Annotated in this window: 12 protein-coding genes and 1 pseudogene; 7 read left to right on the top strand and 6 right to left on the bottom strand. The window is 71.9% G+C overall.

The window, feature by feature from the left end; genetic code table 11:
• Positions 1–48: 48 nt before the first annotated feature.
• The 6 genes from B085_RS0138065 (at position 49) to B085_RS0138040 (ending at position 7,140) form a co-directional block, all read left to right on the top strand.
• A complete protein-coding gene (locus B085_RS0138065; protein ID WP_018563847.1) occupies positions 49–1,320 on the top strand; it encodes an extracellular solute-binding protein in 1,272 nt (423 codons plus the stop codon).
• A 9-nt stretch (positions 1,321–1,329) separates the two neighbouring features.
• The gene (locus B085_RS0138060) at positions 1,330–2,292 is read left to right on the top strand and encodes a carbohydrate ABC transporter permease (protein WP_018563846.1); all 963 of its coding nucleotides are present in this window, start codon (positions 1,330–1,332) and stop codon (positions 2,290–2,292) included.
• A 1-nt stretch (position 2,293) separates the two neighbouring features.
• Complete coding sequence (locus tag B085_RS0138055; protein ID WP_018563845.1) at positions 2,294–3,187, top strand: carbohydrate ABC transporter permease; 894 nt, start codon at positions 2,294–2,296, stop codon at positions 3,185–3,187.
• Between the two features lie 79 nt (positions 3,188–3,266).
• Positions 3,267–4,283 carry a glycosidase gene (locus B085_RS0138050; protein WP_051102270.1) on the top strand — a complete coding sequence of 339 codons (1,017 nt, stop codon included), beginning with the start codon at positions 3,267–3,269 and terminating at the stop codon, positions 4,281–4,283.
• Positions 4,280–5,476 carry a Gfo/Idh/MocA family protein gene (locus B085_RS0138045; protein WP_018563843.1) on the top strand — a complete coding sequence of 399 codons (1,197 nt, stop codon included), beginning with the start codon at positions 4,280–4,282 and terminating at the stop codon, positions 5,474–5,476. Before B085_RS0138050 ends, B085_RS0138045 begins: the two co-directional genes overlap by 4 nt.
• The gene (locus B085_RS0138040; RefSeq protein ID WP_018563842.1) at positions 5,473–7,140 is read left to right on the top strand and encodes a glycoside hydrolase family 13 protein; all 1,668 of its coding nucleotides are present in this window, start codon (positions 5,473–5,475) and stop codon (positions 7,138–7,140) included. The genes B085_RS0138045 and B085_RS0138040 overlap by 4 nt, the downstream gene beginning before the upstream one ends.
• Before the next feature lie 109 nt (positions 7,141–7,249).
• On the opposite strand, the gene B085_RS0138035 is transcribed toward B085_RS0138040, so the two are convergent.
• The 4 genes from B085_RS0138035 to B085_RS0138020 all read right to left on the bottom strand — a co-directional run bounded on the left by B085_RS0138035 (position 7,250) and on the right by B085_RS0138020 (position 12,487).
• A complete protein-coding gene (locus tag B085_RS0138035; RefSeq protein ID WP_018563841.1) occupies positions 7,250–8,167 on the bottom strand; it encodes a LysR family transcriptional regulator in 918 nt (305 codons plus the stop codon).
• A gap of 230 nt (positions 8,168–8,397) precedes the next feature.
• On the bottom strand, positions 8,398–9,237 hold the full coding sequence (gene fdhD / locus B085_RS0138030; RefSeq protein WP_018563840.1) for a formate dehydrogenase accessory sulfurtransferase FdhD: 840 nt from the start codon (positions 9,235–9,237) through the stop codon (positions 8,398–8,400).
• On the bottom strand, positions 9,225–11,519 hold the full coding sequence (locus tag B085_RS0138025) for an FdhF/YdeP family oxidoreductase (protein ID WP_018563839.1): 2,295 nt from the start codon (positions 11,517–11,519) through the stop codon (positions 9,225–9,227). The genes fdhD and B085_RS0138025 overlap by 13 nt, the downstream gene beginning before the upstream one ends.
• 407 nt (positions 11,520–11,926) lie before the next feature.
• The gene (locus B085_RS0138020; protein ID WP_234018740.1) at positions 11,927–12,487 is read right to left on the bottom strand and encodes a hypothetical protein; all 561 of its coding nucleotides are present in this window, start codon (positions 12,485–12,487) and stop codon (positions 11,927–11,929) included.
• A gap of 252 nt (positions 12,488–12,739) precedes the next feature.
• Here B085_RS0138020 and B085_RS45075 point away from each other — a divergent pair.
• Positions 12,740–13,523, top strand: a pseudogene (locus B085_RS45075) (IS701 family transposase); the annotation flags it as partial.
• 34 nt (positions 13,524–13,557) lie between these two features.
• Here the strand turns inward: B085_RS45075 and B085_RS0138010 are convergent.
• Both B085_RS0138010 and B085_RS0138005 read right to left on the bottom strand, forming a co-directional pair.
• Positions 13,558–15,945 carry a SpoIIE family protein phosphatase gene (locus B085_RS0138010; RefSeq protein WP_063741130.1) on the bottom strand — a complete coding sequence of 796 codons (2,388 nt, stop codon included), beginning with the start codon at positions 15,943–15,945 and terminating at the stop codon, positions 13,558–13,560.
• Positions 15,946–16,019: 74 nt separating this feature from the next.
• The gene (locus tag B085_RS0138005; protein ID WP_018563835.1) at positions 16,020–16,985 is read right to left on the bottom strand and encodes a WGR domain-containing protein; all 966 of its coding nucleotides are present in this window, start codon (positions 16,983–16,985) and stop codon (positions 16,020–16,022) included.
• Positions 16,986–17,037 lie beyond the last annotated feature (52 nt).

The following is a 17,037-nucleotide window of genomic DNA, read 5'->3' as shown; positions in this document are numbered from 1 at the left end:
CCCCGGAACGGCCGCTTCCCACCCCCTTGAGAACACGGAGCCACCGCAATGAAGAAAACCGTCCTGACCGTCCTTTCCGCCGTCGCCCTGACCGTGCCGCTCGCAGCGTGCGGCAGCGGCGGGTCGGACTCCGCCGCGGGCGGCGACGCCCACGGCCCGATCACGGTCTGGTACTCCAACAACGCCCAGGAGGTCGCCTGGGGCAAGAGCATGGTCGCGTCCTGGAACGCCGCCCACCCCGACGAGAAGGTGAAGGCGCAGGAGATACCCGCGGGCAAGAGCTCCGAGGAGGTCATCGGCGCAGCCATCACGGCGGGCAACGCCCCGTGCCTGATCCTCAACACCGCCCCCGCGGCCGTGCCCGGCTTCCAGAAGCAGGGCGGCCTGGTGGCCCTGGACGACTTCCCGGGTGGGAAGAAGTACCTCGAGGAGCGTACCGGCGAACGGCTCTCCCAGTACGCGTCGCCCGACGGCAAGCACTACCAGATGCCCTGGAAGAGCAACCCCGTCATGATCTTCTACAACAAGGACCTGTTCAAGAAGGCCGGGCTCGACGCCGAGCACCCCAAGCTCTCCACCTACCAGGACTTCCTCGCCACCTCGCGCGCCCTGGTGAAGGGCGGTGCGCACGCCGCCATCTGGCCGGCGCCCACCTCCGAGTTCTACCAGTCCTGGTTCGACTTCTACCCGCTCTTCGCGGCCCAGACCGGCAAGCAGCTCGTCGAGGACGGCAAGGCCCAGTTCGCCTCGCCCGACGGAGTCAAGGCCGCCGAGTTCTGGAAGACGATGTACGCGGACCGCCTGGCCCCCAACGAGCAGTACAACGGTGACTCCTTCGCCGACGGCAAGGCCGCCATGGCGATCGTCGGCCCGTGGGCCGTCTCCGTCTACGGCGACAAGGTCAAGTGGGGCGCCGTGCCGGTGCCGACCGCCACCGGCGCCGAGGCCAAGGGCACCTTCAGCGACGAGAAGTCGATCGGCATGTTCACCGCGTGCAAGAACAAGGGCACGGCCTGGGACGTGCTGAAGTTCGCCACCGGCAAGGAGCAGGACGGCAAGCTGCTGGAGGCCACCGGCCAGATGCCGATGCGGCAGGACCTCGCGGCCGCGTACCCCGACTACTTCGCCTCGCACCCGGACTACAAGACCTTCGCCGAGCAGGCCGACCGCACCGTCGAGGCCCCGAACGTGCCGAACTCCGTCGAGATCTGGCAGACGTTCCGCGACGCCTACACCAAGTCCGTGATCTTCGGGAAGGGCGACGTCGAGAGCGCCTTCCGTGAGGCCGCGGGCAAGGTCGACGGCCTGGCGAAGCAGTGAGTCACGGCCATGTCCTCCACGCACCATGACGTCCTCCGCCCCGGGTCCGCCCGGGGCGGGGCCCGCCCCCGGACCGACCGCGGGCCACGGCCGCGCAGGTCGCGGTTCGCGGGCCGGCAGCCCATCGGCCTGGCCTTCGTCTCCCCGTACATCCTGTACCTGGCCGCGATCTTCCTGTACCCGCTCGGCTTCGCGGTGTGGATCTCCTTCCACGACTACTTCTTCGCCGCGCCCGGCGCCCAGGTGGACCGCCCCTTCGTGGGGTTCGCCAACTACACCTCCGTGCTCACGGATCCGGACGTGTGGCGGTCGTTCCTCAACATCGCGGTCTTCCTGGTCATCAACGTGCCGCTGACGGTGGCGGCGTCCCTCGTGCTCGCCACCGCCCTCAACTCCAAGCTGCGGGCCCGCACGTTCTTCCGCACGGCCTACTACGTCCCGTACATCACCGCCAGCGTCGCGGTCGTCGGCGTGTGGCTGTTCCTGTTCAACTCCAACGGCCTGGTCAACAAGGCGCTCGGGCCGCTCGCACCGGACCCGTCGTGGCTGGTCAACTCGCATCTGGCGATGCCGACCATCGCGCTGTTCGTCGCCTGGAAGCAGCTCGGCTTCTTCATCGTGCTCTACCTGTCGGCGCTGCAGAACGTGCCCGGCGAGCTGTACGAGTCCGCCGCGCTCGACGGCGCGGGCAAGGTGCGGATGTTCTGGTCGATCACCGTCCCGGCGGTGCGCACCGCCACCCTGCTCGTACTGGTCCTGGCGACGGTGACCGGGGCGAACCTCTTCACCGAGCCCTACCTGCTGACCAGCGGCGGCGGACCCGACGGGGCGACCACCTCACCGGTGCTGCTGATGTACCAGCGCGGTCTGCAGCAGGGCCACCCGGACGAGGCGGCGGCGATCGGCGTGATCCTCGTCGTGCTGATCACCGGCATCTCCCTCGTCTACCGCCGAGTGCTGGAGAGGGACTGACATGACCGACGTCCACGCTCCGGCGCACCGCCGCCGCCCGGCAGGGCACGGTCCGCACGCGCACTCCCGCGCGCGCCGGATCCTGTCGCGGCTGGCGCTGCTCGCCGGGGCCTTCGCCTTCCTCTTCCCCTTCTACTACATGCTCGTCGGCTCGCTGCAGCGCGAGCCCGACAGCAGTCCCGCCGGGGCCTTCCCGCGACCGGGCAACCTCTCCCTGCACAACTACGCGGAGATCAACTCGGCCATCTCGCTGGGCCGTTCCCTGATCAACTCCGGGATCTTCACCGGCGGCGTGATCGTCTGCACCACCGTCTTCGGTCTGCTGGCGGGATACGCCCTGGCCAGGCTCCACTTCCGGGGCAAGGGCTCGACCTTCGCGCTGGTGCTGCTGGTGCAGGTCATCCCGTTCCAGCTGCTGATGATCCCGCTGTACGTGCTGATCGTCCGCGACTACGGGCTGGCCGACTCCTACATCGGGATCATCCTGCCGTTCGCCATCAACACCAGTGCGGTCTTCATCTTCCGGCAGTTCTTCCTGCAGCTGCCGCAGGCGATGTTCGAGGCCGCGCGCATCGACGGCGCGGGCGAGCTGCAGATCCTGTTCCGGATCGCGATCCCGCTGTGCAAGCCGGCGCTGGCCTCCGTGGTGCTGCTGAGCTTCACCGGGCCGTGGAACGAGTTCCTGTGGCCGTTCCTGGTCACCAAGGAGCAGGACATGCAGCCCCTGGCCGTCTCGCTGGCCAACTACATCAGCACCGTCTCCTCCTCCGCCGCCAACCCGTTCGGCGCCATCCTCGCCGGCGCCTGCGTGCTGGCCGCGCCCGCGGTGGCCCTGTACCTCGTCTTCCAGAGCCGCTTCAACTCCACCGACCTCGATTCCGCCACGAAGGGCTGAACTCGCTGTGAACGACCGCACCACCGGCTCCACCGGCTCCACCACCGTGCCCTACCGCCTGACCCGCGTCGGCGTCGTGATGTCCCCGCTGGCAGGCGAGGCCAACGAGGCCGAGGGCGTGCTCAACCCCGCGTCCGGCCGCACCCCGGACGGCACCCTGCACCTGCTGCCCCGCCTCGTCGCGGAGGGCAACGTCTCCCGCGTGGGCCTCGCCGAGGTCGTCATCGAGGACGGCGTGCCCACCGGCGTCGAGCGCCGCGGCGTCGTCCTCGCCCCCGACGCCGGCTGGGAGCGCGGCAAGAACAACGCCGGCGTGGAGGACCCGCGCACGACGTGGATCGAGGCGCTCGGGCTGCACGTCATGTCGTACGTCGCCTACGGCCCGCTCGGTCCCAAGCCGGCGCTGGCCGTCTCGAAGGACCTGGTGACCTGGGAGCGCCTGGGCCCGATCCAGTTCGCCTACCAGGCGGACCTCGACACCGACCTCAACCTCTTCCCGAACAAGGACGTGGTGCACTTCCCCGAGCCCGTCCCGGGCCCGGACGGCGAGCCCTGCTTCGCGATGCTGCACCGGCCGATGTGGGACCTGGGCTGGTTCCGCCCCGGTGAGGGCGTGCACCTGCCGGCCGGCGTGACCGACGAGCGCCCCGGCATCTGGATCTCCTACGTGCCCGTCGCCGAGGTCGAGAAGGACCTCGGCGCACTGGCCCGCCCCCGTGACCACCGCCTGGTCGCGCTGTCCGAGCACCCCTGGGAGGAGCTCAAGATCGGCGCGGGCCCGGCACCGATCCGCGTCGAGGAGGGATGGCTGCTCATCCACCACGGCGTGTCCGGCACGATCGACGACCCCTTCGCCCAGCAGCAGAAGGTCAGCTACGCGGCGGGCGCGATGATCCTCGACCCGCAGGACCCGGCCCGGATCCTGGCCCGCACCGACGAGCCGCTGATGGAGCCGGAGACGGAGGAGGAGCGCTCGGGCACCGTGCCCAACGTCGTCTTCCCGACGGCGATCGAGGAGATCGACGGCGTCCGCTACGTCTTCTACGGCATGGCCGACGCGCACATCGGTGTCGCCCGCCTGGACCGTGCCGAGTGACTCCGCTCGGTCTGGGCCTGGCCGGCTGCGGTGCGTTCGGCGCCTACCTGCTGGACGCCGTGGCCGGCCTCCCCGGCGTACGCGTCGTCGCGTGCGCCGACCCCGACGGTGACCGTGCCGCCGCCCTCGCGCGGCGGCACGGCGCCGCCGTCGCCCCCGACGCCGCTTCGTTGGCCGGTTTCCCCGGTGTGGACGTCGTGGCGATCGCCACTCCCCCGGCCACCCACGCGGAACTCGCCGTCGAGGCGCTGCGCGCGGGCCGGCACGTCTTCTGCGAGAAGCCGCTGGCCGTGACGCTGGAGGACGCCCTGCGGGTCGAGACCGAGGCCGAGCGCTCCGCCGGGGTCCTCGTCGTCGACCACGTCCTGCGCTACAACCCCGTCCTGCGGATGCTGCAGCGGCTCCGCGTGGAAGGGCTGCTGGACCCCCTGGTGCGCTTCGCCTTCGAGAACGACGCCGCCGACGAGGACCTGGGCCCCGGCCACTGGTTCTGGGACCCCGCCCGCAGCGGCGGTATCCACGTCGAGCACGGTGTGCACTTCTTCGACGCCGCACGCGCCCTCATGGGCAGCGAGCCCGTCGAGGTGCACGGCACCGCCGTCCGCCGCGAGGGCGGCCCGGTCGACATCGTCGTGGCCACCGCCACCCACCCGGGTGGCGCCGTCGCGACCCACACCCACTCCTTCACCCACGCCCACCGCGCCGAACGGCAGTTGATGCGCCTGGACTACGGCTTCGCCGAGGCCCGGGTCACCGGCTGGATCCCGGCCCACGCGACGGTCACGGCCTGGACGGACGAGCAGGGCGCCCGCCGCTGGGAGGAACTGCCCGCGCGCGCGGCCGGTCTGCTGGCCGTGCCCGGGCTCCGGCCGCACGGCGAGGAGCGGATCACCGTCACCGTGGAACGCGACGCGGGACCGGCGGCGCCCGCCCGCGGCCGCGGGGTCGAGCGCAGCGTCCCGCACCGGGTGACCTGCGTGGTCGACCTGGGCGGCGAGGCGCGCAAGCAGCACGTGTACGCGGAGAGCGTGCGGGCCGCCTTCACCGACCTGCTGCGCTGCGCGACCGAGGGCGGCACCCCGGTGGCCGACGCGCGGTCCGGGCGGACCGCGGTCGCGGTGGCCGAGGCGGCCACCCGCTCCGCGCGGACCGGCCGCACCCTGCCAGTCCCCTCGGACCGAACAGGAGCATGAGGAGCATCGTGAGCAGCACCACCGGTCCCGAGCCGGCCGCGCCCTGGTGGCGGGACGCCGTCTGCTATGAGATCCATCCGCGCGCGTTCGCCGACGGCGACGGGGACGGCGTCGGCGACCTCGCCGGTGCCACCGCCCGCCTCGACCACGTGGCCCGACTCGGGGCCGACGCGGTGTGGATCACGCCGTTCTACCCGTCCCCGCTGGCCGACGGCGGCTACGACATCACCGACCACACCGCCGTAGCCCCCGACCTCGGCACCGAAGCGGACTTCGACGCCCTGGTCGCGCGCGCCCACGGCCTGGGGCTGAAGGTCCTGATCGACCTCGTCCCCAACCACACCTCCGACACGCACCCCTGGTTCCGGGAAGCCCTGACCGCCGGCCCCGGGAGCGCGGCCAGGGACCGCTACCTCTTCCGCCCCGGGCGCNGCGCGGACGGTGAACTCCCCCCGAACGACTGGCAGTCGGCCTTCGGTGGCCCGGCGTGGACCCGGGTCCCCGCGAAGGACGGCGGCCCGGGCGAGTGGTACCTGCACCTGCACGCGCCCGAGCAGCCGGACCTCGACTGGCGGCACCCGGAGGTCGTCGCGGACTTCGAGCGGATCCTGCGCCACTGGCTGGACCGCGGCGTCGACGGCTTCCGCATCGACGTCGCCCACACCCTGTTCAAGGCGCCGGGCCTCCCCGACGCCGGGCCCGGGCAGCACCAGGACATCCTGCGCAACCACCTGATGCCCTACCACGACCAGGAGGAACTGCACCCGCTGTTCCGCACCTGGCGCCGGCTCCTGGACACCCACCCGGCACCGCCCGGGGCGGTCCCTCCGCGGCAACGGGTGATGGTGGCCGAGGCCGCCGTCTTCGAACCGGCCCGGCTGGCCCGGTACGTCAGTCCCGGCGAGATGCAGCAGGCCTTCAACTTCGCCTTCCTGGAGTCCTCTTGGGACGGGGCGGAGATGCGCGCGGTCATCGAGCGGTCCGTCGCGTCGATGCGCGCCGTCGGGGCGCCGGTCACCTGGGTCCTGTCCAGCCACGACGCGGTCCGCCCGGTCACCCGGTACGGCGGCGGGCCGCTCGGGCGCCGCCGTGCCCGGGCCGCCGCGCTGCTCATGCTCGCGCTGCCCGGTGCCGCCTACGTCTACCAGGGCGAGGAACTGGGTCTGCCGCAGGCCCACGTGCCGGACGACCGGCTGCGCGATCCGCTCTGGGAGCGTTCCGGCCACCGCGAGCGCGGCCGCGACGGCTGCCGCGTGCCGCTGCCCTGGGAGGGCACGTCGGCACCGTACGGGTTCAGCACCGCCGCCCCGGACGCCTGCTGGTTCCCGCAGCCGGACGACTGGGGCGACCTCACGGTACGGGCCCAGGAGGACGACCCAGCCTCGATGCTCGCCCTGTACCGCGCCGCGCTGCGCCTGCGCCGCGCCGCGCCGGTCCCGGCCGACGCGATGGCGGCACCGGAGGGGCCGGCGGACGGTTCCTGGTTCACCTTCGACCGCGCGCCGGGGCTGCGGTGCCTGGCCAACTTCGGCCCCGATCCGCTGCCCCTCGCGGACAGCGACGAGGTGCTGCTGGCCAGCGCCCCGCTCGACGGCCGCACGGTGCCCGCGGACACCACCGTCTGGATCCGCACCGCCGGAGGCACGACCGCGACCGCGTCCTGACAGGCGACCTGACCGGCGGCACCAGGGCGGTCCGGGACTCGCGGGGGCACGGGCGACGTGCGTCCGCGGGCCTGCCGCCGTCCGGCACCCCCGGCCGCGCGCAGCGGTCTCACTGCGTCCGGGGAAGCGACTCCAGCGGCTTGAAGTCGGCGTGCTGCGCGGTGGCGACCAGCGCCTGCACCATCACGGACTCGGGATCCCGGCGGAAGGCGACCAGCCCGATCTCGGCGGCCCGGGCGGACGCCACCATCGGGACGGCCCGGACCCCGGGCGGCACTCCGAGGGCGTGGATCCACGCCAGAGGGGCGATCGCGGCCCACCGGCCGGGCACGACGTGCGCGATCAACGAGGCGAACGAGTCGGTCTCCACCCTCGCCACCGGTTCGGCCCCGGCCGCGGCGAAGAGGGCGTCCATGGTGCGCCGTCCCCGCATGGTCGGTGTGAGCAGGCACAGCGGCAGGGCCGCCGCCTCCGCCCAGGACACCGTGGCGCCGCCGACCGGGGCCCACGAGGCGTCGGTGAGCAGCGCGTACTTCTCCCGGTACAGCGGCACGGTGCGGAAGGCGGCGCGCACCTCGTCGTCCAGGTAGGTGACGGCGGCGTCGAGGGTGAAGTCCCTGAGCATCGTGAGGATGTCGCTCGACGTCAGGTCGTTGACGATGTGTGCGGTGAGCAGCGGGTGCCGCGTGCAGAGCGGGTCGACCAGGCGCGGCACGGCGGTGGCGGCGCTGGGCACGACCCCGATGCGGATACGGCCGCTCAGCCCGGTGCGCATGGCGGCGACCTCGCCCTCCATGGCGTCCCGGTCGGCCAGGATCTGCCGCGCCCACACCACGACGCGCTCGCCCTCGGCGGTGAGGCCGTCGAACCGCCGGCCCCGCTGGATCAGCGGGACGCGCATCTCCTCCTCCAGCTTGCGGATGCCCTCGGACAACGAGGGCTGGGAGACCCCGCAGCTCTGCGCGGCACGGGCGAAGTGCCCCTCCTGCGCCAAGGCCACCAGGTATTCGAGCTGCCGGAAGAGCACGGCTGAGCACCTCTCACGATTCCGCCGGCCGGGATACGCGTCGGAGTTGTTGCCGGTTCCGAGCTGTATACCAAGTCGCTCCCGAAGGACCGACGGCGCCCACCTGCGTGACGTACCCGGCGCGCTCCTCCTCCCAGTGAACCGGTGGGTGCCGTGCGGGGCGAGTCGTGGATGCGGTCCGCGCGCGGAACGGCGGGCGCGCCCGTGCGGAGCGCGCCCACCGCCCCGCGTCAGGCGACGGGCTCGCCCGCGCGCAACCGCTCGGCGCCGGTGTACACGTTGGCCGAGCGGCCGCGCAGGAAGCCCACCAGGGTCATCCCCGTCTCGGCCGCCAGGTCCACGGCGAGGGAGGACGGCGCGGACACCGCGGCCAGCACCGGGATACCCGCCATGGCAGCCTTCTGCACGAGTTCGAAGGACGCCCGCCCGCTGACCATGAGCACGGTGCCCCGCAGCGGCAGCAGCCCCTCCTGCAGGGCGTGGCCGACCACCTTGTCGACGGCGTTGTGGCGGCCCACATCCTCACGCAGGCACAGCATCTCGCCGTCCGTCGTGAACAGCCCGGCCGCGTGCAGCCCGCCCGTGCTGTCGAAGACCCGCTGCGCCGCCCGCAGCCGGTCGGGGAGGGTGAAGAGCACCTCGGAGTCGATCTCCGTGTCGTCGCCCGCCACGCTCCAGTGCTGAGTGGTCCGCACCGCGTCCAGACTCGCCTTGCCGCACAGACCGCAGGAGGAGGTGGTGTAGAAGTTGCGCTCCAGGGAGACGTCCGGGAGCCGCACACCAGGCGCGAGGACGACGTCGACGATGTTGTAGGTGTTGCCGTCGTCGGCCGTGGCGCCGGCGCAGTAGCGGATGCCCAGCACCTCGTCCGGTCCGTGGACGACGCCCTCGCTGACGAGGAAGCCCACCGCGAGGTCGAAGTCGCTGCCCGGGGTGCGCATGGTGATCGTCAGCGCGCGGCCGCCGACGCGGATCTCCATCGGTTCCTCGGCGGCCAGCGTGTCCGAGCGGTGCCCGGGCACCCCGTCCCGGATCCGCAGCACCCGCCGCCGCGTGGTCACCCGGCCCATGCCGCCGCCTCCAGTCGTACGACGACGGCCTTGGAGGTGGGGCAGTTGCTGACGTCCGCGACGCTGTCCAGCGGGACCAGGACGTTGGTCTCCGGGTAGTACGCGGCGGCCGACCCGCGGGAGGTGGGGTAGGGCACCAGGCGGAAGGACTCCGCCCGGCGCTCGCTGCCGTCGGTCCAGACGCTCACCAGGTCCACCATCCGCGTCTCGGTGAGCCCCAGGGCCTCGATGTCCTCGGGGTTGACCATGACGACCCGGCGGCCTCCCCGGATGCCGCGGTAGCGGTCGTCCATGGCGTACGGGATGGTGTTCCACTGGTCGTGCGACCGCAGGGACTGCAGGATGAGGTGGCCCTCGGGAGCGAGCGGCATCTCGAAGTCGTTGCGGGTGAAGACGGCCTTGCCGCTCGGCGTCCGGAAGGTCATCGCGTTCACCGGGTTGGGCAGTTGGAATCCGCCCGGTTCGGCGACGCGCCGGTTGAAGTCCTCGAACCCCGGCACGACCCGGGAGATCCGGTCCCGGACGGTGCCGTAGTCGGCCTCGAACTCCTCCCAGCCGATCTCCGGGGTCCCGCCGAGGGTGGCCCGGGCCAGCCGGCTGATGATCGCCACCTCGCTCAGCAGGTCGGGGGAGGCGGGCGCCAGCTTGCCGCGGGAGGCGTGCACCATGCTCATGGAGTCCTCGACGGTGACGAACTGCTCGCCGCCCGCCTGCATGTCCCGGTCGCTGCGGCCCAGGGTGGGCAGGATCAGAGCGGTGTCACCGCACACGGTGTGCGAACGGTTGAGCTTGGTGGAGATGTGCGCCGTCAGGCGGCAGCGGCGCATCGCCTGCTCGGTGACATCGCTGTCGGGCGTGGCCCGGATGAAGTTGCCCGCCACCCCGAGGAAGAACTTCGCCTCACCGTCGCGCATGGCACGGATGGCGTTGACGGAGTCGTGGCCGTGCCTGGCGGGAGGCGTGAAGCCGAACTCCCGTCCCAGGGCGTCGAGGAAACTCTGCGGCATCTTCTCCCAGATGCCCATGGTGCGGTCGCCCTGGACGTTGCTGTGGCCGCGCACCGGGCACGCCCCGGCGCCGGGCCTGCCCAGGTTGCCGCGCAGCATCAGGAAGTTGACGATCTCGCGGATGGTCGGCACACCGTGCTTCTGCTGCGTGACGCCCATGGCCCAGCAGACGATGACGCTCTTGGCGGCCAGGACGCGCTCGTGGACCTGCTCTATCTCCTCGCGCGTCAGGCCGGTGGCCGTCAGCACGTCGTCCCACGACGTCTTGCGCGCCTGCTCGGCGAACTCCTGGAAGCCCGTACTGTGTTCGCGGATGAAGTCGTGGTCCAGGACCGTACCGGGAGCGGCGTCCTCGGCCTCCAGGAGCAGCAGGTTCAGGGCCTGGAAGAGGGCGAGGTCGCCGCCCGCACGGATGTGGAGGAACTGGTCGGCGATGACCGTGCCGCGCCCGACGACGCCGCGTGCCTTCTGCGGGTGCTTGAAGCGCATCAGCCCGGCCTCGGGCAGGGTGTTGACGGCGACGACGCTTCCGCCGTTCCGCTTGGTCTCCTCCAGTGCGGACAGCATGCGCGGGTGGTTGGTGCCGGGGTTCTGGCCGACGACGAAGATCAGGTCGGCCTCGTGGATGTCGTCCAGGCTGACGGTGCCCTTGCCGACGCCGAGGGTCTCCGTCATCGCGGCGCCGCTGGACTCGTGGCACATGTTGCTGCAGTCCGGCAGGTTGTTGGTGCCGTAGGCGCGGGCGAAGAGCTGGAGGAGGAAGGCGGCCTCGTTCCCCACCCGGCCGGAGGTGTAGAACAGGGCCTGGTCCGGGGAGTCCAGGGCCTGGAGTTCCCCGGCCATCAGCGCGATGGCGTCGTCCCAGGAGATGGGCTCGTAGTGCTCCGCGCCCGGCCGCTTGACCATCGGTTCGGTCAGCCTGCCCTGCTGGTTGAGCCAGTAGTCGGACTTGCGGCCCAGTTCGTCGACGGTGTACTGCTCGAAGAACTCGCGCCGTACGCGGTGCGACGTCGCCTCGTCGTTGATGTGCTTGGCGCCGTTCTCGCAGTACTCGTTCATGTGCCGCTTGCCCGGCGCCGCCTCGGGCCAGGCGCAGCCGGGGCAGTCGATGCCCTTGGGCTGGTTGATGTTCAGCAGGGTCAGCATGGTCCGGCGGGGCGAGGTCTGGCCCAGCGAGTACTGCAGTGCGTGCGCGACCGCGGGGAGACCGGTCGCCCAGGTCTTGGGCGGGGTGATCTCCAGGTGCTCGTCCGTTGGGTCCTCCAGAGCGCTCATGCCTGCCCTGCCTTCCCGGCCTCCGACTCCGCGGAAACCGCCGCGAATACCGATTCGCAGAAAAGCTAAACCCGCTTCACCGGCCCGTCAAAGAGGCCGTTCCTTGTGCTTGATAGGCGGCGCCGATGAAGGAATCCATGGACGAACTCCCTGGTCGGCACGGCACTGTTCAGATCCGGGGGAACACGGCTGAAGGCACGTGCAAAAAAACATGGCCGCAATATCCGGAGATTTTCCCGGTTCCCGGTGCCGTCCGTTCCACCGGTCACGAGAATTCAGCACCGGCACGGCACCATGGAGTCCGCGCGTCCACGACCCCTGGACGCGTAGTACTCCAGCTGTAGATCGTGATCACGAGTTGAGCCGTCGTGGTAGTCGCCGTTGGTGCTCATCACTCATTGCGGAGATTACTGCCCGCCGAGTCGGAGTACAGCAACCACGTACAGGCTTCCGGACACCGTCAGAAGCAGAAAGGCGAGAGTCGTGTGGACGACGAGCCCTCGCCCGGGGGCAAGGCCCAGATGTGCCCCGGCCGCACGGCTCACGTGCGGCCTGGGGACACCTTGCGCGGCGTTCGCGTCCGCCTTCTCGATCGCTCGGCGCAGCTTCCTGCGGCTTCTCTCGGTCGTGATGCCCAGGCGCACTCCGTGGGCGTCGCGCACCAACAGGGTCCGGTACGTGCTGCCGTACGAGAAGGTCGTCAGCAGCCGGACGGTGGTGATCCGGTTGAGGTCGACGGACCGTTCGCCGGTCAAGGTGTGCGCAGTCAGGTGCGACGACGAGTGCCGGAACGGGGCTCGCTCCTCGCACAGTGCTGGTAGCAGGACGGAGCTGGCGATCATGGACAGTAGGCCGATCACGATCGGTGCGCCTTCGGGGACCACCCCCGCCCTGGCCAGCCCGTAGCCGCCGAAAGGCAGCAGAAGGACGGTCACCGCCAGGCCCGATCCCATGCGTGCACGCGCCACGCTGCGGGTTGTGGTTGCTTCCACTGACGCCCCCGTTTCTGCTGGCAGACATCAGCATGCATGCGCGGCGGACCGCTGCGCATTGCCGGTTTCCGGCAATCTTCGACTCGGGATCCATCGGGCCAGGGCCCCAGTACCAGCAGGACTCCGTGATCTCGTCGTTCGTCGCGGGAACAGGACGGCCACCGCGTGATCTTGGTGAGGTGTGTGGACTCTCCAAGAAATTGCTTCCAGGAGGCGTTCGAGGCCCTGATGGGGCAGATAGCGGGCCGGTTCGCGCGGGTTGAACCCCGGTGCCGAGTACGGGACTTGGTGCTGGGGCCGCTGTCGAATCTGCCGCGCAAGAACTGCTGGTCGATCGCCGAGTGGGCAGGGGAGGCGAGTCCGGACGGCATGCAGCACTTGCTTGACCGGGCGAGGTGGGATGCCGACCGCCTACGTGCTGGTGGTCGATGAGACCGGGGATGGGAAAAAGGGCATGCACACCGTCGGTGTCCAGCGCCAGTACACCGGCACCGCCGGAAGGATCGAAAACGCGCAGGTCGCGGTCTACCTCGTCTACGCGGGCCGCCACGGGCACGCGGCGGTGGACCGCGAGCTGTACATCCCGCGCTCGTGGACAAGCGATCCGGACCGCTGCCGGGCCGCCGGCCTGGGCGAGGACACCGTCTTCGCGACCAAGCCGGAACTGGCTGCCCGCATGATCGGCCGGTTCCTCGACGCCGGGCACCGCGTGGGCTGGGTCGCGGGGGACGAGGTCTTCGGCGGCAACCCGAAGCTGCGGTCCGCGCTGGAAGAACGCGGCACCAGCTACGTGCTTGCCGTCGCCTGCTCGGCCGAAGTCACCACCGGTGCGGGGAAGTTCCGCGTGGATGCTCTGGTTGCGAAGGTGCCGAAGCGGGCCTGGCAGAAGCTGTCGGCCGGGGCCGGCGTCAAAGGGCACCGCTTCTACGACTGGGCCGTCATCGACCTGGCCGAAGCACGGCCCGGCAGCCACCGGCTTTTGATCCGCCGCAACCGCACCACCGGTGAACGCCAAGACATGAAGATCACGATCTACGGCTGGAGTACTAGACGGTGATCGTCTGCTCGGTCCAGATGGTCTTGCCCCGCTCCCGGTAGCGGGTGCCCCAGCGCTCCGCGAACTGGGAGACCAGCAGCAGGCCGCGGCCGCCCTCGTCGGTGGTGCGGGCGTGCCGCAGGAAGGGGGCGGCGCTGCTGGTGTCGGAGACCTCGCAGGTCAATGCGCGGTCACGGATGAGCCGCAGCTGGATGGGAGGTGCCGCGTACCGGATGGCGTTGGTGACCAGCTCGCTGACGATCAGTTCGGTGGCGAAGCACTCCTCCTGCAGGGCCCACGCACAGAGCTGACGCGTCGCCAGCGTACGGGCGGTGGCCACCGCGGCGGGGTCGCAGGGCAGGTCCCACGTCACGACGCGGTCGGAGCCGAGGGGACGGGGGCGGGCCACCAGCACGGAGGCGTCGCGGTCCGGGTCCGCGGGGACCAGGGCCTCGGTGAGCAGCAGGCTCATGTCCTGCGGGGACTCGCAGGGCGTGGCCAGCAGCCGTTCGAACTCCGCCTGCCCGGTCCCCTCCGGCCGGCTCTGCAGGAGCCCGGGGGTGCGGAGCACCAGCATGGACCCCTCGGGCAGTTCCAGGGTCGCCATCCCGAACGGCGGCCCGGGGCGGCCGAGGGGCTCGCCCTCGGGGGCCTGCGGGGTCAACACGGTGTGGTCGGGGTGGACGACGCTCGGCGGCGGATGCCCGGCCGAGGCCATGGTGCTCAGCCGGGTCACGGGGTCGTAGACGAGGTAGAGGCAGGTGGCGCCCACCGGGGAACCGGAGCCCTCTCCCGCGTGCTCGTCGGCGAGGTTGCGCACCAGGTCGTCCAGGCGGGCGAGGACCTCGTCCGGCGCCTGGTCCAGGTTGGCCAGGGTGTGCACGGCCGCCCGCAGCCGGCCCATGGTGGCCGCGGTGCGCATGCCGCGGCCGGGGGTGCTGCCGCTGACGAGGGCGACCCGCGCACCGGGCAGCGGGATGGCCTCCGTCCAGTCGCCGCCGGCACCGGAACGCACCAGGTGGTGGGCCCACTCCACGGCGCTGGGCGTGGGCAGCCGCTGGGGCAGCATGCCGCGCTGCAGGGTGAGGACCGCGTTGCGCTCGCGCACGTAGCGGTGGGCGTTGTCCAAGGCCATGGCGCCGCGACCGGCGAGGTCGACGGCGAGCGAGAGGTCACCGTCGCCGAAGGGCCCGAGGCCCGGGTCCCACCGGTGGAAGGTGACCAGGCCCAGCACGCAGTCGCGGACGAGCAGCGGCACCACCATCAGGGAGTGCACCCGCTCCTCCAGCATCCTGCCGCCCCGCACGGGGTCGTCCCGGATCCAGGCGCCGTCCTCGGCGAGCCGCGGAACCAGGCGCGGCTCGTGGTCGGCCAGCACCTGCAGGGCGGGCGTTCGCGCCAGGTGGGTGCCCACGGCTCCCGTGGTGTACGGGCCGGTGTGGCCGCAACGGGCGGAGGTCGCGACGCGCCGCAGCCCGGTGTCGTCCTCCACGGGGCCCGCCGCCATGTCCTCGCCGCCGAGGAGGGGGGCCAGCAGATCCACGTTCACGCAGTCGGCGACCCCGGGTACGGCCACCTCGGCCAGTTCCTGCGCCGTGCGGATCGGGTCCAGGGTGGTGCCGATCGTCCGGCCGGCCTCGGCCATCAGGGCCAGGCGCTTTTGGGCGAGGTGGCGCTCGGTGACGTCGACCACGGCGTCGGCCACGCCGAGGATGCGGCCGTCCTCCGCCTCGAGCCGGAAGGCGGACGCCGAGTAGACGTGTTCGCGGCCGGGGTCGCCGGGCGGACGGCCGTGCTTCTCGAACGAGATCGCGGCCTCGCCCGTCCTGAGCACCCGGCCCATCACCCGCTCGGCGAGCTCCGCGCTGAAGTCGGGCCAGGCCTCGGTGGGCCGCCGCCCCAGGGCGAGCTGCGACCGGTGGTCCTGCATGCCCTCCGCCGCCGGGTTGAAGCGCATCAGCCTGAGCTGCGGGTCCAGCACGAACAGGCCGATGGGCGAGCGCGTGAACAGGGCCTCCAGGAGGGCGCGGTCGATGTCCGGGGTGAGCCCCACCGCCGCGGTGAGCAGGTCGACGGTCAGGCGCGGGCCCGTCCCGTCGTCGCATACGGTCCGCAGGGCCGGCCGGCAGGCCACCACGGTGCCGTCGCGGTGCCTCAGGAGGACGCATCCGTACCCGGTGCCGGTGCCGTCGCCGCCGGGACCGGTGCCGGGGTCCGGGGCGAGCAGGTCCAACACCGGCCGGCCGAGCACGTCGCCCGCGAGGTGGCCGAGGAGCCGCTCTGCCCCCGGGCTCCACGCGACGACGGTGCCGTGGGCGTCGATCACCAACCGCGCCGCGCTGCGTCCGGCCGGCTCCTCGCCCTCTTCGCCGTGTCCTCGCGATGCCCCAGTGCCCATGACCGTCCCATCACGTTCCGGTCCTCCGGTTCCCAGTGTTGCGCAGGCGGGCGAGGTCACCACTCGAAGCCGCATCAGCCCTGCAGGAAGGACCTCATCTCGGCGAGGGACGGGACCTCGGCGGGTGTGAGGCTGCGGATCTCTCCCCGGAACGAGCGCACGTCCAGCCGGCTCGCGGGGTCCGCACCCGGCAGGGCCGCCATGAGGGCCTCGAGATCGGCCGTGCCGAAGACCTTGAACGTCCGCGTCCCCCGGTAAGGGGAGGGCCGGAAGTCGAAACGGAGATCGACGACCGGCCGCGGCGCCCGGGCCCAGTCGGCGCGGGGCAGCGAGCCGTGCCCGTGGATCCGCGCGTCGACCAGGACCTCGGGATCCGCGTCGCCGATCTCGCACTCGAAGACCGGGAAGGCCGCGGCGACGCGGTCGGCGATGGCGGGGTACGCGACGCAGCCCTGTCCGAGCGCCGGCGCGCACAGCAGTGCGTGGGTGAACGCCCCGACCGGCTCCGGCAGGGGCACCTTGTGGTGCGAGCTCCCGTCGAAGGGCAGGTCACGACGGGTGGACACGAAGCCCAGGAAGGCGGACACCGCCGCCGCGTCGCTCCGGTCGGCCCGTACCGTGAAGCGGACGGCGCTGCGCCCGTCGTCGCGCAGGACCACGTACTCGTGGAATCCCCCCGGCCGGCCGGGCGCGATCACGTGGCGGTACACCTCCTCGAAGCCCTCGACCGGCAGGTACTCCGAGGCCGGGGCGTGCGGCCGGGCGCCCGCCCGGAGCACGTCGAGGACCTTCGCCTCCGGGTCGGGTCCGGCCTCGTCGTGCGGCGGGTCGACCTCAGTGAAGCCCTTGCGCAGCCACTCGCCGATCTTGCGCGCGGCATGGCGCCGGGCGTGCTCCTCGTCGTTCAGCGTCGAGGTGCTCCCCTTGCCCCTCCCGCCGACCTGGCCCCAGCGCAGGAAGCAGCGGATCCCCTCCTGGCGGATCTCCCGGTACTCGGGCTTCCCCGCTCCCGGGGACTCGAACCGTCGCCACCTCGTCATCGGTCGTCCAGCGTCCGCGGCGGGCCTTGGGCTCCGCGCCGCCTCACGGCGG

This window comes from Streptomyces sp. BoleA5, from assembly GCF_000373665.1.
GTDB lineage: Bacteria > Actinomycetota > Actinomycetes > Streptomycetales > Streptomycetaceae > Actinacidiphila.
Note: the sequence above shows the minus strand (reverse complement) of the source record. Positions and strands in the feature narration are given on the sequence as shown.